At 69.5% G+C, this 15,380-nt stretch carries 15 protein-coding genes; 8 read left to right on the forward strand and 7 right to left on the reverse strand.

Annotated elements, in window-relative coordinates:
- Positions 1-78: 78 nt before the first annotated feature.
- Positions 79-2,685 (forward strand): TonB-dependent receptor, encoded by a 2,607-nt coding sequence (locus CIW48_RS24385; RefSeq protein WP_149313055.1) that lies wholly within the window; start codon positions 79-81, stop codon positions 2,683-2,685.
- Between the two features lie 190 nt (positions 2,686-2,875).
- On the forward strand, positions 2,876-3,106 hold the full coding sequence (locus CIW48_RS24390; RefSeq protein ID WP_149313056.1) for a hypothetical protein: 231 nt from the start codon (positions 2,876-2,878) through the stop codon (positions 3,104-3,106).
- A 49-nt stretch (positions 3,107-3,155) separates the two neighbouring features.
- Here CIW48_RS24390 and paoC read toward each other — a convergent pair whose 3' ends face one another.
- The 5 genes from paoC to CIW48_RS24415 form a co-directional block, all read right to left on the reverse strand.
- A complete protein-coding gene (paoC, locus tag CIW48_RS24395; protein ID WP_149313057.1) occupies positions 3,156-5,375 on the reverse strand; it encodes an aldehyde oxidoreductase molybdenum-binding subunit PaoC in 2,220 nt (739 codons plus the stop codon).
- 3 nt (positions 5,376-5,378) lie between these two features.
- A complete protein-coding gene (locus CIW48_RS24400; protein ID WP_149313058.1) occupies positions 5,379-6,329 on the reverse strand; it encodes a xanthine dehydrogenase family protein subunit M in 951 nt (316 codons plus the stop codon).
- The gene (paoA, locus tag CIW48_RS24405) at positions 6,326-6,901 is read right to left on the reverse strand and encodes an aldehyde dehydrogenase iron-sulfur subunit PaoA (RefSeq protein ID WP_149313059.1); all 576 of its coding nucleotides are present in this window, start codon (positions 6,899-6,901) and stop codon (positions 6,326-6,328) included. Before paoA ends, CIW48_RS24400 begins: the two co-directional genes overlap by 4 nt.
- A 272-nt stretch (positions 6,902-7,173) precedes the next feature.
- The gene (locus CIW48_RS24410) at positions 7,174-7,371 is read right to left on the reverse strand and encodes a hypothetical protein (RefSeq protein ID WP_091782746.1); all 198 of its coding nucleotides are present in this window, start codon (positions 7,369-7,371) and stop codon (positions 7,174-7,176) included.
- Between the two features lie 648 nt (positions 7,372-8,019).
- On the reverse strand, positions 8,020-8,478 hold the full coding sequence (locus tag CIW48_RS24415; RefSeq protein WP_149313060.1) for an NUDIX hydrolase: 459 nt from the start codon (positions 8,476-8,478) through the stop codon (positions 8,020-8,022).
- Positions 8,479-8,722: 244 nt separating this feature from the next.
- Here CIW48_RS24415 and CIW48_RS24420 point away from each other — a divergent pair, with 244 nt between their 5' ends.
- Together CIW48_RS24420 and CIW48_RS24425 are read left to right on the forward strand one after the other, a co-directional pair.
- Positions 8,723-9,196 carry a CYTH domain-containing protein gene (locus CIW48_RS24420; RefSeq protein ID WP_149313061.1) on the forward strand — a complete coding sequence of 158 codons (474 nt, stop codon included), beginning with the start codon at positions 8,723-8,725 and terminating at the stop codon, positions 9,194-9,196.
- A 64-nt stretch (positions 9,197-9,260) separates the two neighbouring features.
- Positions 9,261-9,509 carry a hypothetical protein gene (locus CIW48_RS24425; protein ID WP_091782756.1) on the forward strand — a complete coding sequence of 83 codons (249 nt, stop codon included), beginning with the start codon at positions 9,261-9,263 and terminating at the stop codon, positions 9,507-9,509.
- A 23-nt stretch (positions 9,510-9,532) separates the two neighbouring features.
- Here the strand turns inward: CIW48_RS24425 and CIW48_RS24430 are convergent, their stop codons facing one another.
- Both CIW48_RS24430 and CIW48_RS24435 read right to left on the reverse strand, forming a co-directional pair.
- A complete protein-coding gene (locus tag CIW48_RS24430) occupies positions 9,533-10,090 on the reverse strand; it encodes a hypothetical protein (RefSeq protein WP_149313062.1) in 558 nt (185 codons plus the stop codon).
- Between the two features lie 297 nt (positions 10,091-10,387).
- Positions 10,388-10,627 (reverse strand): hypothetical protein, encoded by a 240-nt coding sequence (locus CIW48_RS24435; protein WP_149313063.1) that lies wholly within the window; start codon positions 10,625-10,627, stop codon positions 10,388-10,390.
- 448 nt (positions 10,628-11,075) lie between these two features.
- Between CIW48_RS24435 and CIW48_RS24440 the strand changes: the two genes are divergently transcribed.
- The 4 genes from CIW48_RS24440 to CIW48_RS24455 all read left to right on the forward strand — a co-directional run bounded on the left by CIW48_RS24440 (position 11,076) and on the right by CIW48_RS24455 (position 15,156).
- Complete coding sequence (locus tag CIW48_RS24440) at positions 11,076-12,647, forward strand: ABC transporter substrate-binding protein (RefSeq protein WP_149313064.1); 1,572 nt, start codon at positions 11,076-11,078, stop codon at positions 12,645-12,647.
- A 435-nt stretch (positions 12,648-13,082) separates the two neighbouring features.
- Entirely contained in the window at positions 13,083-14,405 is a 1,323-nt protein-coding gene (locus CIW48_RS24445) for an MFS transporter (protein ID WP_149313065.1), read from the forward strand.
- A gap of 130 nt (positions 14,406-14,535) precedes the next feature.
- Complete coding sequence (locus CIW48_RS24450; protein ID WP_149313066.1) at positions 14,536-14,715, forward strand: hypothetical protein; 180 nt, start codon at positions 14,536-14,538, stop codon at positions 14,713-14,715.
- A 27-nt stretch (positions 14,716-14,742) separates the two neighbouring features.
- A complete protein-coding gene (locus CIW48_RS24455) occupies positions 14,743-15,156 on the forward strand; it encodes a VOC family protein (protein ID WP_149313067.1) in 414 nt (137 codons plus the stop codon).
- Positions 15,157-15,380: the final 224 nt, after the last annotated feature.

Consider the following 15,380-nt stretch of genomic DNA (forward strand, 5'->3'; position numbering starts at 1 on the left):
CGACCCGACCCGAGATCAGTGAGGCTCACGCAGCCGACGAGAAGCGGCGCGTGCCTTGAATGCAGGTTGGGGGAAGATATGCGTGCCCTACGAGGCAGCTTGATCGCGTCCGTGGCACTGTTGCCCGGTGTCGCGCAGGCTCAACAAGCCGTCACCCTCGGCGAGATCAGCGTCGTCTCGACGTCGCCAGTGGGTGCGGGCGGCGGCACGTCCAGCGGTGCCCAGAATCTCAATACTGTCGCCCAGGCCGCGCCGACCTTGCCGGCCCCGGCCGGTGGGGTGCGGCTGCGCGGCTCCGAGCAGCCGCTCAACAAGATCCCCAGCACCGTCGAGACCGTGACGGCGCGGCAGATCGCGGCCGATCAGGGCTCCGACAACGTGATCGCCACGCTGGCGCGGCGGACCCCCGGGGTGAACCTCAACGATTCGCAGGGCAACTCGAACCGGGTCGACCTCAGCTACCGCGGCTTCACGGCCTCGTCGGTGCAGGGCGTGCCGCAGGGGCTGGCCGTCTACCAGAACGGCGTGCGCATCAACGAGGCCTTCGGCGACGTCGTCAATTTCGACCTGATCCCGCCGCAGGCGATCCAGCGCATCGACGTCGTCACCGGCAACCCGGTCTTCGGCCTCAACGCCATCGGCGGCGCGGTCAACATCCAGATGAAGAACGGCTTCACCTGGCAGGGCACCGAGATCTCGGCCTGGGGCGGCTCGGACGCGCGCACCGCCGGCTACCTCGAGTACGGCAAGATCTCCGGCCCCTGGAGCTTCTACTTCACCGGCGACGGCCTGAACGACCGCGGCTGGCGCTATGAGAACCCGAGCACGATCGGCCGGCTCTACGGCGATATCGGCTACCGCTCGCAGGACTCGGAGTTCCACCTGATCGGGCTCGCCGCGCGCAGCTTCTACGGCGCGGCCGCGGCCACGCCGGTCGACTTCACCCATGTCGATCCGCGGGCGATCTTCACCTACCCGCAGACCCAGACGACGCAGGTCGGCACGCTTCAGCTGACCGGCCGGGTCGACCTCTCGCCGACCTGGGACCTCGCCGGCAACGCCTATTACCGGCGCTTCAGCGAGACCTACGTCGACGGCAACCAGGGCAACTTCGAGAATTGCAGCAGCCGCTCAAGCTTCCGGGGCTCGCTCTGCTACCAAGACGACGCGTTCAACGTGAACGCGCCGCCCACTAGCCAGGTGGCGGCGCGCCGGGCCTACGCCAACCAGTTCGCGATCCTCGGCCTGAACAACCGGACGATCCCATTCCTGCGGAGCATCCCGTACGGCACGATCGACACGACCCTCACCCAGGCTGAATCCTACGGCGGCTCGCTCCAGGCGGCCAACCGCGACCGGATCTTCGGCCTGAACAACGCCTTCGTGGTCGGTGGCAGCGTCGACGCTTCCACCTTCGCGTTCAAGTCGTCCAGCCAGCTGGGGGTGATCAACCCGAACCTGTCGATCACCACCGACCCGAACAACCCGTATTACGGCACGATCCCGGGCCTCGGCACGCCGGACATCCGCACCCTCGGGGCGATCGGCCTCGCGCCGAGCAATGTCAGCGGCTCGACCCTGTATCTCGGCCTCTACGCCACCGACACGCTGGACGTGACCGACCGGCTGTCGCTGACCGGCGGCTTCCGGCTCAACTACGCCCGCATCCAGACGCGCGACCAGACCGGATTCTCGCCGGACGTGACCGGCGTGCACGAGTACACCAAGGTCAACCCGCTCGCGGGCCTGACCTACCAGTTCGACCCGGCGCTCAACCTCTACGGCAGCTACTCGGAGTCGAACCGCGCGCCGACCCCGCTGGAACTGTCCTGCTCAAGCCCGACCCAGCCGTGCCTGCTGCCGAACTCGCTGGTGGCGGATCCGCCGCTCAAGCAGGTTACCGGCCGGACCTACGAGGCCGGCTTCCGCGGCGTGATCCCGGCCTTCCTGTCCGGCGGCGCCCTCACCTACAAGGCCGGTGTCTACCGCACCGACCTCAGCAACGACCTCTATCAGGTCGCCGTCGCCGGGAACGCCGCCCGCGCCTACTACATCAACGTCCCGGCGACCCGGCGCCAGGGCATCGAGGTCAGCGCCGAGTACGCGGTCGCGCCTGACCTGCTGATCTACGCCAACTATGCCCTGGTCGACGCGACCTTCCAGTTCAACGCGACCCTCTCGTCGCCCAACAACCCGCTGGCGAGCACGGGGGCGGCCGGCGGCACCGTGGGCGGCGACGTGATCCCGAACGGCGGCATCCGCGTCCGGCCGGGCGACAAGATCCCGCTGATCCCCGATCATCAGATCAAGGCGGGCTTCGAGTACAGCATCACCCCGAACTGGCGCTTCGGCCTCAACGTCTCGGCCTTCTCGTCGTCCTACTACCGGGGCGACGAATCGAACCTCAACCGCAAGCTGCCGGCCTACTACGTGATGAACCTGACGACGAAGTATCAGGTCAGCAAGAACCTGGAGATCTTCGGGCTGATCACCAACCTGACCAACAACCGCTACGCCACGTTCGGCACCTTCGCGGAGACGGGGACGGTCGCCGGCAACCTGTCGATCAACGAGCCGCGGACCACGACCCTGGCGCAGCCGCTCTCGATCTACGCCGGCCTGACCTACCGGTTCGGGGCGGATCCGGTGCCGATGGCGCCGGAGCCGATCATCCGGAAGTACTGATCCCGTCCAGGAAACGACGATGGAAGGGTCCCCGGATTCATCAGGTCTAGGGGTCTTCGCGGCCGAGAGATAAGGCCCGGTATTTCAAACTCAGATAAGTGCGGCCGCCGATCCGATCTGTATCCATGATCGGCCGCTGGTGAGGCTTGCGGGCGCCCCCGCCCCGATCATCCCGGTCCCGGAGATCTCCATGCCGCGCTACTTCATCGACACCGTCGACCACGTCGAGGTCCGGGACGACGAGGGCACCGTGCTGGCGGACCGGGCGGCCCTGCGGGACCTGCTGCGCCGGACCCTGACGGCGCTCCTGCACGACGAGAGCGAGGCGACCGGGGTGAACGACTTCACCGCCCGGGCCTACGACGAGGACGGCCGCCTCGTGATGCGGGCCCGGGCCAGCTTCCACATCGTGGACCCGTAGAGCGGGCCTTCGCGGGGACGCCCGGTGCCGGGCGTCCCCGCAGACCGGCTCAGGCCGCGTCCGGCATGCGGTCGAGGAGTTTGTCGAGTGTGATCGGGTAATCGCGCACGCGGATGCCGGTGGCGTTGTAGATCGCGTTCGCCACCGCGGCGCCGACCCCCGAGATGCCGAGCTCGCCCACGCCCTTGGCCTTCATGGGCGAGGACATCGGGTCGACCTCGTCGAGGAAGATCACCTCCTGGTGCGGGATGTCGGCGTGGACCGGCACCTCGTAGCCGGCGAGGTCGTGGTTGGCGAAGAACCCGCGCTTGGTGTCGACGGCCAGCTCCTCCATCACGGCCGCCCCGGTGCCCATGACCATCCCGCCGATCACCTGGCTGCGGGCGGATTTCGGGTTGAGGATGCGGCCCGCCGCGCAGACCGCCAGCATCCGCCGCACCCGAACCTCCGCGGTATAGGCATCCACCGCGACCTCGACGAAGTGGGCCCCGAAGGTCGAGACCTGCTGCGTCTTCGAGAACTTGCCGAACTCGATCGCGTCCTCGGCCACGAGCTCGCCGTCGGCGGCGGCCTGGGCCAGCGGGATGGCGCGGTTGCCGGCGCGGACCTCGCCATCCTCGAACACCGCGTCGGTAGCGTTGAAGCCGAGCTTCTGCGCGACCGCCTCCCGCAGCTTCACGCAGGCCGCGTAGACGCCCGCGGTCGACGAGTTGGCGCCGAACTGGCCGCCCGAGCCCGACGAGACCGGGAAGTCCGAGTCGCCCAGCCGCGCCACGACCCGGTCGAGGGGCACGCCCATCATCTCGGCGGCGGTCTGCGCGATGATCGTGTAGCTGCCGGTGCCGATATCGGTCATGTCGGTCTCGACCGTGACCGTGCCGTCGGCGGAGAGCCGCACCCGGGCGCCCGATTTCAGCACCATGTTGTCGCGGAAGGCCGCCGCCATGCCGTGCCCGACGAGCCACTGCCCCTCCCGCACCTGGCCGGGCTTCGGGTTGCGCTTGGCCCATCCGAACGTCTCGGCGCCGCGCTTGAGGCAGCCGACGAGGTCGCGGTGGGAGAATTTCAGGTCCGGCTGGGTCGGGACGACCTGCGTGTCGTTGCGGATGCGGAACTCTACCGGGTCGAGGCCGAGTTTCTCCGCCATCTCGTCCATGGCGACCTCGAGCACCGCCAGCCCGGGGGCCTCGCCGGGCGCGCGCATGGCGTTGCCCTCGGGCAAGTCCAGGCGGGCGAGCTTCATGGCGGTCAGGCGGTTCGCCCCCGCGTAGAGGTACTTGGTCTGGTTCACCGCCGTCTCGGGATCGCCCTCCGGCAGGTTGCCCGACGTGCTCTCGTGCGCGATCGCCGTGATGGTGCCGTCCCGCGTGGCGCCGATTCGGACCCGCTGGATCGTGGCCGGGCGGTGCGTGGTGTTGTTGGCGATCAGCGGGCGCGTCAGCGCCACCTTCACGGGCCGCCCGGTGGCCTTCGCGGCCAGCGCCGCCAGCACCGCGTCGGCGCGCACGAATAGCTTGCCGCCGAAGCCGCCGCCGACATAGGGCGCGTCGAGCCGGACCTTGTCCTTCGGCAGGCCGAGCATCTTGGCGAGGCTGCCGTGGCCCCAGCCGATCATCTGGTTGGAGGTCCAGAGCGTGACCTTGTCGCCGTGCCAGGCCGCCGTGGTGGCGTGCGGTTCCATCATCGCGTGGCTCTCGTCGGCGGTCGTGTAGGTCGCGTCGAGGGTCACGGGGGCCTGCGCGAAGGCGCCCTCGAAATCGCCGACGCGCTCCTCGCCGTTCCCGCCGCTGCCCTCGCCGCTATCGGCCGGGACCGGCTCGGCCGATTTCGCCGCTTCAGTGAGGTCGAATGCGCCGGCCTCGGGGGCGTAATCGACCTTGACCAGGAAGGAGGCCGCCCGCGCCTGCTCGAAGGTCTCGGCCACCACGACGGCGATCGCCTGATGGTAGTGCTGGATCACGTCGCCCCCGAACAGGTAGGCGACATTCATGACGCCGCGCTCGATCCGGGGCGTGTCGAGGGTCGTGACGATCGCGATGACGCCGGGGGCAGCCTGAGCCGCCGCGGTATCGATGCGGCGCACGCGCCCCTTGGCGATGGCCGAGCCGATCACGTAGCCGTAGGCGGCGTCAGGAGCCACGTCGTGGCGCTCGTAGGCATAGGGCGCGGTGCCGGTCGTCTTGTACTTGCCGTCGATGCGGTCGGTGGGCTGGCCCACGACCTTGAGGCGGTCGATCGGATTCAGGCCCGCGGGGGAGTCGAACTTCATGGCTCAGGCCCTCGCTTGGTTGAGCGCCGCGGAGAGGGTCCGCTCGGCGAGCTTCAGCTTGAACGCATTCTCGGGCGTCGGCTTGGCGTCGGCGAAGACCTGATCGGTCACCGCTTTGGCGCCCTTCGGGAGATCGGCCTCGGCGGTCTCGACCCGCCAGGGCTTGTGGGCGACGCCGCCGAAGGCGACGTGGCCGGTGCCGTCCCTGGCCAAGATGGCGGCCACCGAGACCAGCGCGTAGGCGTAGGAGGCGCGGTCGCGGACCTTGCGGTAGATGTGCGTGCCGGCCACCGGCTTCGGCAGCGTCACCGCGGTGATCAGCTCGCCGGGCTCGAGGTTGGTGTCGCGTTCGGGCGCGTCGCCGGGCAGGCGGTGAAATGCGGCGATCGGGATCCGGCGCGCGGTGCCGGAGGCGTCGACCGTCTCGACCGTCGCGTCGAGCACCCGCATGGCCACCGCCATGTCGCCCGGATGCGTGGCGATGCAGGCCTCGCTGCCACCGATCACCGCAAGCGACCGGTTCACGCCGTCGAGCGCCGCGCAACCGGAGCCCGGCCGGCGCTTATTGCAGGCCTGGGCGGTGTCGTAGAAATACGGGCAGCGGGTCCGCTGGAGCAGGTTGCCGGCGGTGGTCGCCTTGTTGCGCAGCTGCCCGGAGGCGCCCGCGAGGAGCGCTCGGGCGAGAACCCCGTAATCCTTGCGCACCCGCGGATGGGCGGCAAGGTCGGTGTTGCGCACCAGCGCACCGACGCGCAGGCCGCCCTCCTCGGTCGGCTCGACCGTGTCGAGGCCCAGCCCGTTCACGTCCACGAGGTGGCGTGGCGTCTCGATCTGCAGCTTCATCAGGTCGAGCAGGTTGGTGCCGCCGGCGATGAACTTGGCGTCCGGCATGGCCGCGACGGCGGCGGCCGCCTCGGCGGGCGAGCTGGGGCGCTCGTAGGTGAAGGACTTCATGCCCGCGCTCCCGCGACCTCGGTCATCGCCTCGACGATGTTGGAATAGGCGCCGCAGCGGCAGATGTTGCCGCTCATGCGCTCGCGGATCTCCGCCTCGGTCACCTGGGGGGCGGCGCCGAGATCCGCGGTGACGTGGCTCGGGATGCCGGACTTGATCTCCTCCAGCACCGCGACCCCCGAGCAGATCTGGCCCGGCGTGCAGTAGCCGCACTGGTAGCCGTCGTGCCGGATGAAGGCCGCCTGCATCGGGTGCAGGTTGTCCGGCTGGCCGAGCCCCTCGATGGTGGTGATCTCGGCGCCCTGGTGCATGATCGCCAGCGTCAGGCAGGCATTGATGCGCCGGCCGTCGACGATCATCGTGCAGGCGCCGCACTGGCCGTGGTCGCAGCCCTTCTTGGATCCGGTGAGGTGCAGGTGCTCGCGCGCGGCATCGAGCAGGCTGGTGCGGGTGTCGAGTTCGAGCGTGCGCCGCTCGCCGTTAACTGTGAACGTGACCGTGACGAGAACCGGTGCATCGGTCCGTGCGGTTCTGGCACCCGGGTCCCTGGGTGCGGCGGCAGCTCCCACCATCAAGTCTCTCTCCGGTTCAGTTTACAAAGGCGGGACGGAGCATCTCGGTCTCCGAGCCCGGCGCGGCGGTCGACGCGTGCCGGCGCGAGGGCGGGGGCTTCGGGCAAACACCGACACCCTGGATCAGCTCCAAGGTAGTGCCCGGGCCCGCGTTGGTCAGGGGGGATGCGGCTATGGGTTCAAGAGCCGCGCTGGAGTCCCGGTCGCGTGGCGCTCCCAAACGAAAGGGCCGACCCGAAGGCCGGCCCCGATCGTCCGCGCTGCGGAAATTCTTACTCGGCCGCCGTCATCTCGGGGGTGTAGTGGCCGCACCAGTCCTGAGCGGCGACCACCGGCCAGAGACCCTTGGACTCGGGTGCCGGCTGGCTGACCGGCGGGTTGAAGCGGCACAGGCCGGCATCGTTCTGCGCGACGGCGCCGTTGCCCTTGTGCTCGTCGAAGAACCGGCAGGTCTCGCACTTGGCGTTCATGGTCAGGCTCCTGTGAGGCCAGCGGCCCGTGGGCCGTCCCGGCAGGGAACGGAGGGCTTGGACCTTAGAAAAGATCCAAACTGTCGGGCCAACGTCGCGGGGATCCGGTGGGTTCCCGGCCGGGGAGCCGGCGGTTCCGCTCAGGTGAAGGCATCCATGCGGATCCGGATGCCAGAGTTCCGCCGCGATCAGGCCGGTCTCCTCGGCGAATGACCCGAAGATGGCCGGCAGAATGCCGCCGTGAACCGGGCGCGTCCCGCGCAGCAGCGCCTCGGACCCGACGCGGAGACCCCCTGTGGCGGTCCACCTGCGGCTGGTCGTGCAGGCTCGGGGCTTCGTCGTCGCGGGCGCGGTGCCGGTCGCGCTCGAGCACCCGTCGCGCCTCGGCCACCTCGTCCATGGTGGGGTGAAGATCGAGAACGCATCGCGGGCCTTGGCCCTCGCTCGAGGCGAGGCGCGGTCCAGGGGCTCCGCATCCGTCCCGGATTCGGGCGCCGCCACCAAGTCGACGCTCAGGCCGCCGGAGCGACCGCCCGGCCGGTGTGTTCCGCGGTCAGGCGAGCGAACGCGCGCGCCGACCCTTGACGGCCAGGCTATCGATCTAGGGTTGTCTTTCGGGTCGTGGTGATGGGCCAGAGGCGCCGGCCTTCAGCCGCGCTCGTCGACCGGCCGCGCCTCGAAGCCAGCCAGGAGTTCCTGGAGTTCGTCCTCATGGACGAGGCGCGCCGCCTCCTCGGGCGGGAACCATTGCAGCGTGCGCTGATCCTGCTCCGGCCAGCGCGCGTGCTGGGCCTCGACCCGCAGCGGGTAGACGCGGACCATGCAGGGAAAGGCACGGCCGTGATCGAACCGCTTCTGGTACTGGTACCGGCCGACCGGGCTCGCGGCGATCTGTCCTTCGAGCCCGGCCTCCTCGAAGGCCTCCCGTGCGGCGGCCTGATGGGCCTTGCGGCCGGTCATCGGCCAGCCCTTCGGGATGATCCAGCGGCCCGTATCCCGCGAGGTGATCAGCAGAACCTCGATCCGACCGTCCGAGCCGACGCGAAACGGCAGGGCCGCCACCTGCTTGAGCGGTTTGACATGCGCCCTCCGGAGCAGCTTCTTCAAATTTGGCCGTTTGGATGCCGTCTTCAGTGCCGACCTCTGGGGCGGGGGGGCTGCGATGTCTGATGATGTTTGTGCAAGCGATAGGTTCCTCGCGCTTTTACATAAGTTTAACACGATCCCGATGCATCCCGGGTGCATCGGCACCGAGCCATGTCTGTAACGCTGTGCTCATCCCCGCCAGCCGGCTTGTCTCGGGCCGGCTTGTCCGCGAAGGCTTGCGCGTCAAACGTCCACGAGGCGCGGCATGGCTGTCGAGATCGAGCGCAAGTTCATTGCGGACCCGTCGGTTCTGGCGCTGTGCCGGGCGGGAACGCACTTCGTTCAGGGCTATCTCTTCACCGACGCGGCCAACACGATCCGGATTCGCCGCGCCGGGGAGCGCACGCTCATCACGTGGAAGAGCCCGCGTCGCGGCGCCTGCCGGGACGAGATCGAGTTCGCCATCGCGCCGGAGGACGGCGCCGCCCTCCTCGCAACGGTGCCGCCCGGTCGGCGGCTGGAGAAGACCCGCTTCCGGGTCGCGCATGCCGGGGCGGTGTGGGACGTCGACGTATTCGGCGGCGACCTCACGGGTCTGATCCTGGCCGAGATCGAGCTGGAGCGCGAGGACCAACCGGTGGTGCTGCCCCCGTGGGTCGAGCGCGAGGTCACCGACGATGCGCGCTACCGCAACTCGCGGTTGGCCGCGGGACCGGTGCCGGAGCGGCAGGCGGCGTAAGCCCGCGCCGCGCCGCGCGAAGTTGCTCGGTTGAACATCCGGAGGCGGTCGCCGTTCTAGAGGGATGCCCCGGAGCCTGATCACCTGGACGCAGGACGAGACCGCCGGCGTTCCACTTCCGCGCTTTGTCGGGCGGGTCGGGGTGGTCGTCGTTGGGATCTGCGCGTACGACGGATCGAGCCGATTCTGGACTTGGTGGAGCCCGCTGACCGAGGACATCTGGGGCCACGGCCAGGATGCCGAGGGCGCCAAGCAGGGCTGCGAAGCCTGGCTGCGCGGATGGCTCGAGAACTTCAGGCCGTTCTTCGCCTGACGGCGCAGCCCGAACGGGCCCGATCAGCGCAGGAAATGCGGTAGGCGCCGCTTCCAGCGTTCCCCGAGCCGCAATTCGTTCGCCCGCCGCCCGGCCGTCGGCCGCGACGACGGACCCCGACCGGACGCGGCCGGCGCGGCGCAGGCGGGCGGCGCCTCGTCGACGGGCGGAGTCGGTTGTGCGGCCTGATGCGGCTTTGCCGTCTGCACCCGAGGGGCGAGGTCCTGTCCGGCCGCGGCGACCCGCGCGCTGCGCACACGCCGCACTCGGGGAGCGGTCTCGGCCGCTGGCGCGGTCACCGCTTCAGTCGCGGCTTCCGTGGCCGGCTCGGCCGGGATCTCGAACATCGGGACGAGGCTCGGCAGGACCCGGCGGACCGGTGCGTCCGGCGCCTTCCGCTCCGGACGCGGAGCCGGCGCCGCTTGAGGGGCGGGCGCGGGCGGCTCCATCGCGGCCTGGGCGAGTTCCGGCCAGAGGCTCTTGTCCGGGCGCTGGCGCGCCGTGGTGGCAGTCAGCGATGTGCGGGCCGAACGAGTCTGCTTGACTTCGACCATGAACGGTCGCGCGCTACGGCGCTTCATGTAAGTTGATCCTTGGAAGCATTCGAACCCGCACTTCGGCGGCACGAACACACTGAGGTTAAGCCTGATCTCGGCCGTTGTCCAGAAAGACGGACCCGTACTGGTCAGATTTCTTTGTAGTTGAGATCGGCTGCCGTCCTATCCAGGCAATGAGCCCGGGAGCGGAAGTCGTGTTTGCCAGAGGCCGCCCCCGAAGGCGTTGCGCTCTGCTGGAAGATGGGCGCATCCGGGCCGGACTGACGCGGCGGGCCCCTTCCACTGTGCGGAAGAGGCGGCGCAGCACCGGATCTGTCCCGATCAGGCGGCCTGCGCCTGCGCGGCGGCCGGCCAGCACTGCAGCGACGCGGGACGGGATGCCCCGAAGAGGGATTGGTACAGTGCGGCTGGTGTCCGGGCCTGGCCGCTACCGTCCGTGATCGTCACCTCGGCCATGCCGGCCGCGATCAGGCTCATGCCCTGATCGAGGGCGGTCAGAACCGAGGCGTGCTGGTAGGCGATCCGGCGCGCGGACAGGCGTGCGGTGACGGTGAAGTTCATGACGGCAATCCTGGAACTCCGAGCCCCGGCGGACATCGGACGGCAACGGCGTGCGGATGAGGAGCGGGCTGCATGGCGGCCTCGACATCCCGCGTCCTCGCGCCTGCTCGCCGCTAATAGAGTCGTTATCTTGACGAAAGCTTGTTCGTGCCCGCTTTTCAAGCAAGAGCGCCCGGAATTGATTGCTCGATTTCAGTGCTTTGCGAACGCGTCGGTACGGATGGGTCTGCCTTCAGGTCAGACGCCATCGCCGCTCCACGCCCTGCGGCCATGCCAGCCGCCCCGGGGCCGACAGCAGCGCATCCGCCCGGGCCTTCAGCGCCGGATCGCTCAAGGCGACGGTCGTGGCCTGCGGGGCTGGCGGACCGAAAATGCCAAGCGCGCGCGTGATGCCCTTGGCCCGCCACGTGCTAACCTCCGCCGGATTGCAACGCTTGGGCGAGTCGGCATGCTGAACAGACGATCCTTCATGGCCCTGTCGGGCGCCGCACTCGCGGCTCCAGCCCTGGCACAGGGCAGCGCCGCCCGGACGCTCAAGTTCATCCCACAGGCCGATCTGACGGTGCTCGATCCGATCTGGACGACCGCCTACGTCACCCGGAACCACGGGCTCGCCGTGTTCGACACGCTCTACGGCACCGACGCCAGCTACGCCGCCCAGCCGCAGATGGTGGCGGGCCACACGGTGGAGACTGACGGGACGCTGTGGCGGCTCACCCTGCGGCCCGGGCTGACCTTCCACGACGGCAGCCCCGTGCTGGCCCGCGACTGCGTGGCGAGCATCGCCCGCTGGGGCAAGCGCGACGCAATGGGCCAGACGCTCATGGCCTACACGGACGACCTCTCGGCTCCCGACGACCGGACGATCCAGTTCCGGCTGAAGAAACCCTTCCCGCTCCTGCCGGACGCGCTCGGCAAGATCGGCTCCTCGATCTGCGCCATCATGCCGGAGCGGCTCGCCAAGACAGACCCGTTCACGCAGGTGACCGAGATGGTCGGCAGCGGCCCGTTCCGCTTCAAGGCGGACGAGCGCGTGGTCGGCGCCCGGGTGGTCTACGAGCGCTTTGCCGGCTACGTCCCCCGCGAGGGCGGCGAGCCGCAATGGACCTCGGGTCCGAAGCGCGTCTTCGTCGATCGGATCGAGTGGAACGTCATCCCCGATCAGGCCACCGCCGCCTCGGCCATGCAGACGGGCGAGATGGATTGGTGGGAGCAGCCGCCGGCCGACCTCGTGCCCACCCTCCGCGGGCTGACGACGCGGATCACCGACCCGACCGGCCTCATCGGCTGCCTGCGGATGAACCAGCTCCAGCCGCCCTTCGACAATCCGGCGATCCGCCAGGTGCTGCTGAAGGTCGTCGACCAGACCGACTTCATGCAGGCGGTGACCGGCACCGACCCGAAGCTGATCCACGTGCCGACCGGCTTCTTCTGCCCCGGACTGCCGATGGCCAGCGATGTCGGCCTCGACGTCCTGACGAGCAAGCGCGATTACGAGGGCGCCAAGAAGGCGCTGGCGGCGGCGGGCTACAAGGGCGAGAAGGTGGTGCTGATGGGCGCCTCGGACTTCCCGAGCCTGAAGGCGCTGGCCGACGTGGCGGCCGACATGCTCACGCGCGCCGGCTTCAACGTCGATTATCAGGTCATGGATTGGGGCTCGGTGGTGCAGCGGCGCGCCAAGAAGGATCCGGTCGCCCAGGGCGGCTGGAGCGCCTTCTGCACCTTCTGGGCCGGGCTCGATCAGGCCAACCCGGCGGTCAGCGCCTTCCTGCGCGGGACGGGCCAGAGCGCCGCGGTCGGCTGGCCGACCAGCGAGAAGATCGAGGCGTTGCGGGATCAGTGGCTGGATGCGCCCGACGCCGCCGCGCGCAAACAGCTCGCGGGGACCCTTCAGCAGCAGGCCTTCACCGATCTGCCCTACCTGCCCCTCGGGCAATACTTCAACCAGACCTCGTTCAAGCCGTCCCTGACGGGCGTGCTCAACGGCGTGCCGGTGTTCTGGAACGTCAAGAAGGGCTGAAGGCGGTGCGGGCGGTCGAGCGCCGCCCGCCTCCCGATCTTTGCGGACGTGGCGCAGCGATCCAGCGGCGTGACGCCCTGGGTTTCTGCGCTGCGCCCAAAGACGAGGGCCAACCGATAGCGTTGCAGGAGGCCGGCAAGGCCCAGCCGGGCGATCTTCAACGGCATTGCGGCTTACGAATACGCCCTCATGCTCAACGGATCCGATGCTTCTACGCGTCGCGAGCGCTTCCCAGCCGCATCGGGAACGGGTTAAGCAGGGTCCGCACAGGTCACCGCAGAGATGACCGGCCCGCGAGGAAGCCCGAGATGGCCTGCGTACCCCCCCGTCCGTGTGGCGGCGATCGGCGCTATCCGTCCGTGTGAGGCCGGCCACGACCTGGATCGCTGACCCGGATCGATCCCGATCCCACGACGCGCGACGAGGATAGGCCCGATGACAGGCTCCCCGGACGAGGCTGCCCTGGAACGCTCGGCGATACGCAGGATCAGCTGGCGGCTCGTGCCGTTCCTGATCCTCGCCTACTTCGTCTCCTTCCTGGACCGCGTGAATGTCGGCTTCGCGGCGATCCAGATGAACCATGATGTCGGCCTGTCCGCGACCGTCTTCGGCTGGGGCGCCGGGATCTTCTTCCTCGGCTATTTCCTGATGGAAATCCCCAGCAACCTGATGCTGGAGCGCTTCGGGGCGCGCCTGTGGATCGCCCGGATCATGGCGACCTGGGGGCTGATCTCCGCCGCCATGGCCCTAGTGCAGGGGCCGTGGTCGTTCGTCGCTCTGCGCTTCCTGCTGGGGCTCGCGGAGGCGGGCTTCTTCCCCGGCGTAATCCTCTACCTCACCTACTGGTTCCCCTCCGCCTACCGGGCGCGGATCATCGGGATCTTCATGATCTCGATTCCGATCTCGTCGTTCCTCGGCTCGCCGATCTCCGGCGCGCTGCTCAACGTGACGGGGCTGGGGCTCGCCGGCTGGCAATGGCTGTTCATCCTCGAGGGCCTGCCGGCGGTGCTCCTGGCCGTCGCGGTCCTGTGGCTGCTGCCGGACGGCCCGCGGGACGCGGCTTGGCTGCCGGCGGCCGAGCGGGACTGGCTGCAGCGACAGCTCCAGGCCGAGGCGGCGCGCAACGCGAGGCGCGGCCAGGCGGCGAAGCCGCCGCTGTGGGAGATCCTGCGCGACCGGCGGCTGGCGCTGTTCGCGGCCATCTATTTCGGCTCGACGGCGAGCAGCTACGGGCTGTCGTTCTGGACACCGCAGATCGTCAAGAGCTTCGGCCTCGGCAATATCGAGACCGGGCTCCTGAACAGCATCCCGTACGGTTTCGCGTCGGTGGCCATGGTCCTCTGGGGCCGGCACAGCGACCGGACCGCCGAGAGACGCTGGCACCTCGCGCTCTCGTTCATCGTCCTGGCGCTCGGGCTCGCGGGCGGGACAGTCCTCTCGGGGCTCGGTCCGGTCGTGGCGGCTCTGACGATCGCGGCGGTCGGCGTCTACATGCTCAAGGGCCCGTTCTGGGCGCTCGCGACCGAGCAGATGCCGCCGGCGACGGCGGCGGCGAGTATCGCGGCCATCAACGCGGTCGGGAATCTCGGCGGCTTCCTCGGCCCCTACCTGATCGGCGCGATCAAGGACGGGACCGGCAGCTTCACCTTGAGCCTCGTGCCCCTGGTGATCTTCGCGCTGCTCTCCGCTGGCCTATCGCTCGTGCCGGGCCGGGCCCCGCGGCCCGATCAGGGCGCGCCGCGCCCCTCGGCGGCCTGAACCCGGTCCGGTCGCGAACCGGGTCCGGACCGGACGGTTGGCCCTGGTGCAGCCATCGTCCGGCACGGGGCCGATCCGCACCGGATCGGGGCCCGGCTGCCGGGCGCGTCGAGGACCGGGAGCCGGAACCATGAACCTGGACAACGCCTTGCGGGACGCCATCGTGGCAGAGCTGAAGCGTCAGGCCGAGGCGGAGGATCCCGCGCCGCAGGTGGACCTGTCGGAGCCCGGCTACGTGCGGATCACGGGACGGATCGACCTCGAGGCCCTGCTGATGGTGATCGCGGGCGCCGTTGCCGGCGGACCGTGAGACCCGCACCGTCGACCGGAGATCGCCGTGCCCAAGCTCAACGCCATCCTGGAGACGGCGCTGTACGTCGCGGATCTCGTCCGCGCGGAAGCCTTCTATTGCGACACGATGGGGTTGTCCTGCCTCTACTCCGACTTCCGCATGCGTGCCTTCGACGTCGGCAGCCGCGGCGTCCTCCTGCTGTTTCCGGAAGGCGGATCCCTGCAGCCGATCGAGACGCCGGGCGGCCTCATCCCGCCCCATGACGGACGCGGTCCGGCCCATATCGCGTTCGCGATCGACGCCGATGCCCTCGCGCCCTGGGAGGATCATCTCGCGGCTTCCGGCGTGGCCATCGAGGGGCGCACGCGTTGGCCGAGGGGCGGTATCAGCGTCTACTTCCGCGATCCGGACGGGCACCTGCTCGAACTCGCCACCCCCGGCCTCTGGAAGGGCTACTGAGCCGGTTCAGGCGAGCCGGGTCGCCCACGCCCCGGTCGTCTCCACGTCGGCGATCCCCGTGATCGGTGCGACCGTCACGGCCGGCAGCGGCCTTCGTCCATGGTATGGGCGCGCGGTCCTGGTGGGGTCCTCATCCGGTCCTCCCGCACTCCTGGCGCATCAGGGATGGCCGCAACGGCGAAGGGGCCGCCTCCTCGCGGAAGCGGCCCCTTCGGAGGCCGGAT

The organism is Methylobacterium sp. P1-11, from assembly GCF_008329595.1.
GTDB lineage: Bacteria > Pseudomonadota > Alphaproteobacteria > Rhizobiales > Beijerinckiaceae > Methylobacterium.

Bases quoted from the DNA above. Each gene is read 5' to 3' on its own strand.
- CIW48_RS24385 (WP_149313055.1), top strand. From the start codon at position 79: ATGCGTGCCCTACGAGGCAGCTTGATCGCGTCCGTGGCACTGTTGCCC.
- CIW48_RS24390 (WP_149313056.1), top strand. From the start codon at position 2,876: ATGCCGCGCTACTTCATCGACACCGTCGACCACGTCGAGGTCCGGGAC.
- paoC (WP_149313057.1), bottom strand. From the start codon at position 5,375: ATGAAGTTCGACTCCCCCGCGGGCCTGAATCCGATCGACCGCCTCAAG.
- CIW48_RS24400 (WP_149313058.1), bottom strand. From the start codon at position 6,329: ATGAAGTCCTTCACCTACGAGCGCCCCAGCTCGCCCGCCGAGGCGGCC.
- paoA (WP_149313059.1), bottom strand. From the start codon at position 6,901: ATGGTGGGAGCTGCCGCCGCACCCAGGGACCCGGGTGCCAGAACCGCA.
- CIW48_RS24410 (WP_091782746.1), bottom strand. From the start codon at position 7,371: ATGAACGCCAAGTGCGAGACCTGCCGGTTCTTCGACGAGCACAAGGGC.
- CIW48_RS24420 (WP_149313061.1), top strand. From the start codon at position 8,723: ATGGCTGTCGAGATCGAGCGCAAGTTCATTGCGGACCCGTCGGTTCTG.
- CIW48_RS24425 (WP_091782756.1), top strand. From the start codon at position 9,261: ATGCCCCGGAGCCTGATCACCTGGACGCAGGACGAGACCGCCGGCGTT.
- CIW48_RS24430 (WP_149313062.1), bottom strand. From the start codon at position 10,090: ATGAAGCGCCGTAGCGCGCGACCGTTCATGGTCGAAGTCAAGCAGACT.
- CIW48_RS24435 (WP_149313063.1), bottom strand. From the start codon at position 10,627: ATGAACTTCACCGTCACCGCACGCCTGTCCGCGCGCCGGATCGCCTAC.
- CIW48_RS24440 (WP_149313064.1), top strand. From the start codon at position 11,076: ATGCTGAACAGACGATCCTTCATGGCCCTGTCGGGCGCCGCACTCGCG.
- CIW48_RS24445 (WP_149313065.1), top strand. From the start codon at position 13,083: ATGACAGGCTCCCCGGACGAGGCTGCCCTGGAACGCTCGGCGATACGC.
- CIW48_RS24450 (WP_149313066.1), top strand. From the start codon at position 14,536: ATGAACCTGGACAACGCCTTGCGGGACGCCATCGTGGCAGAGCTGAAG.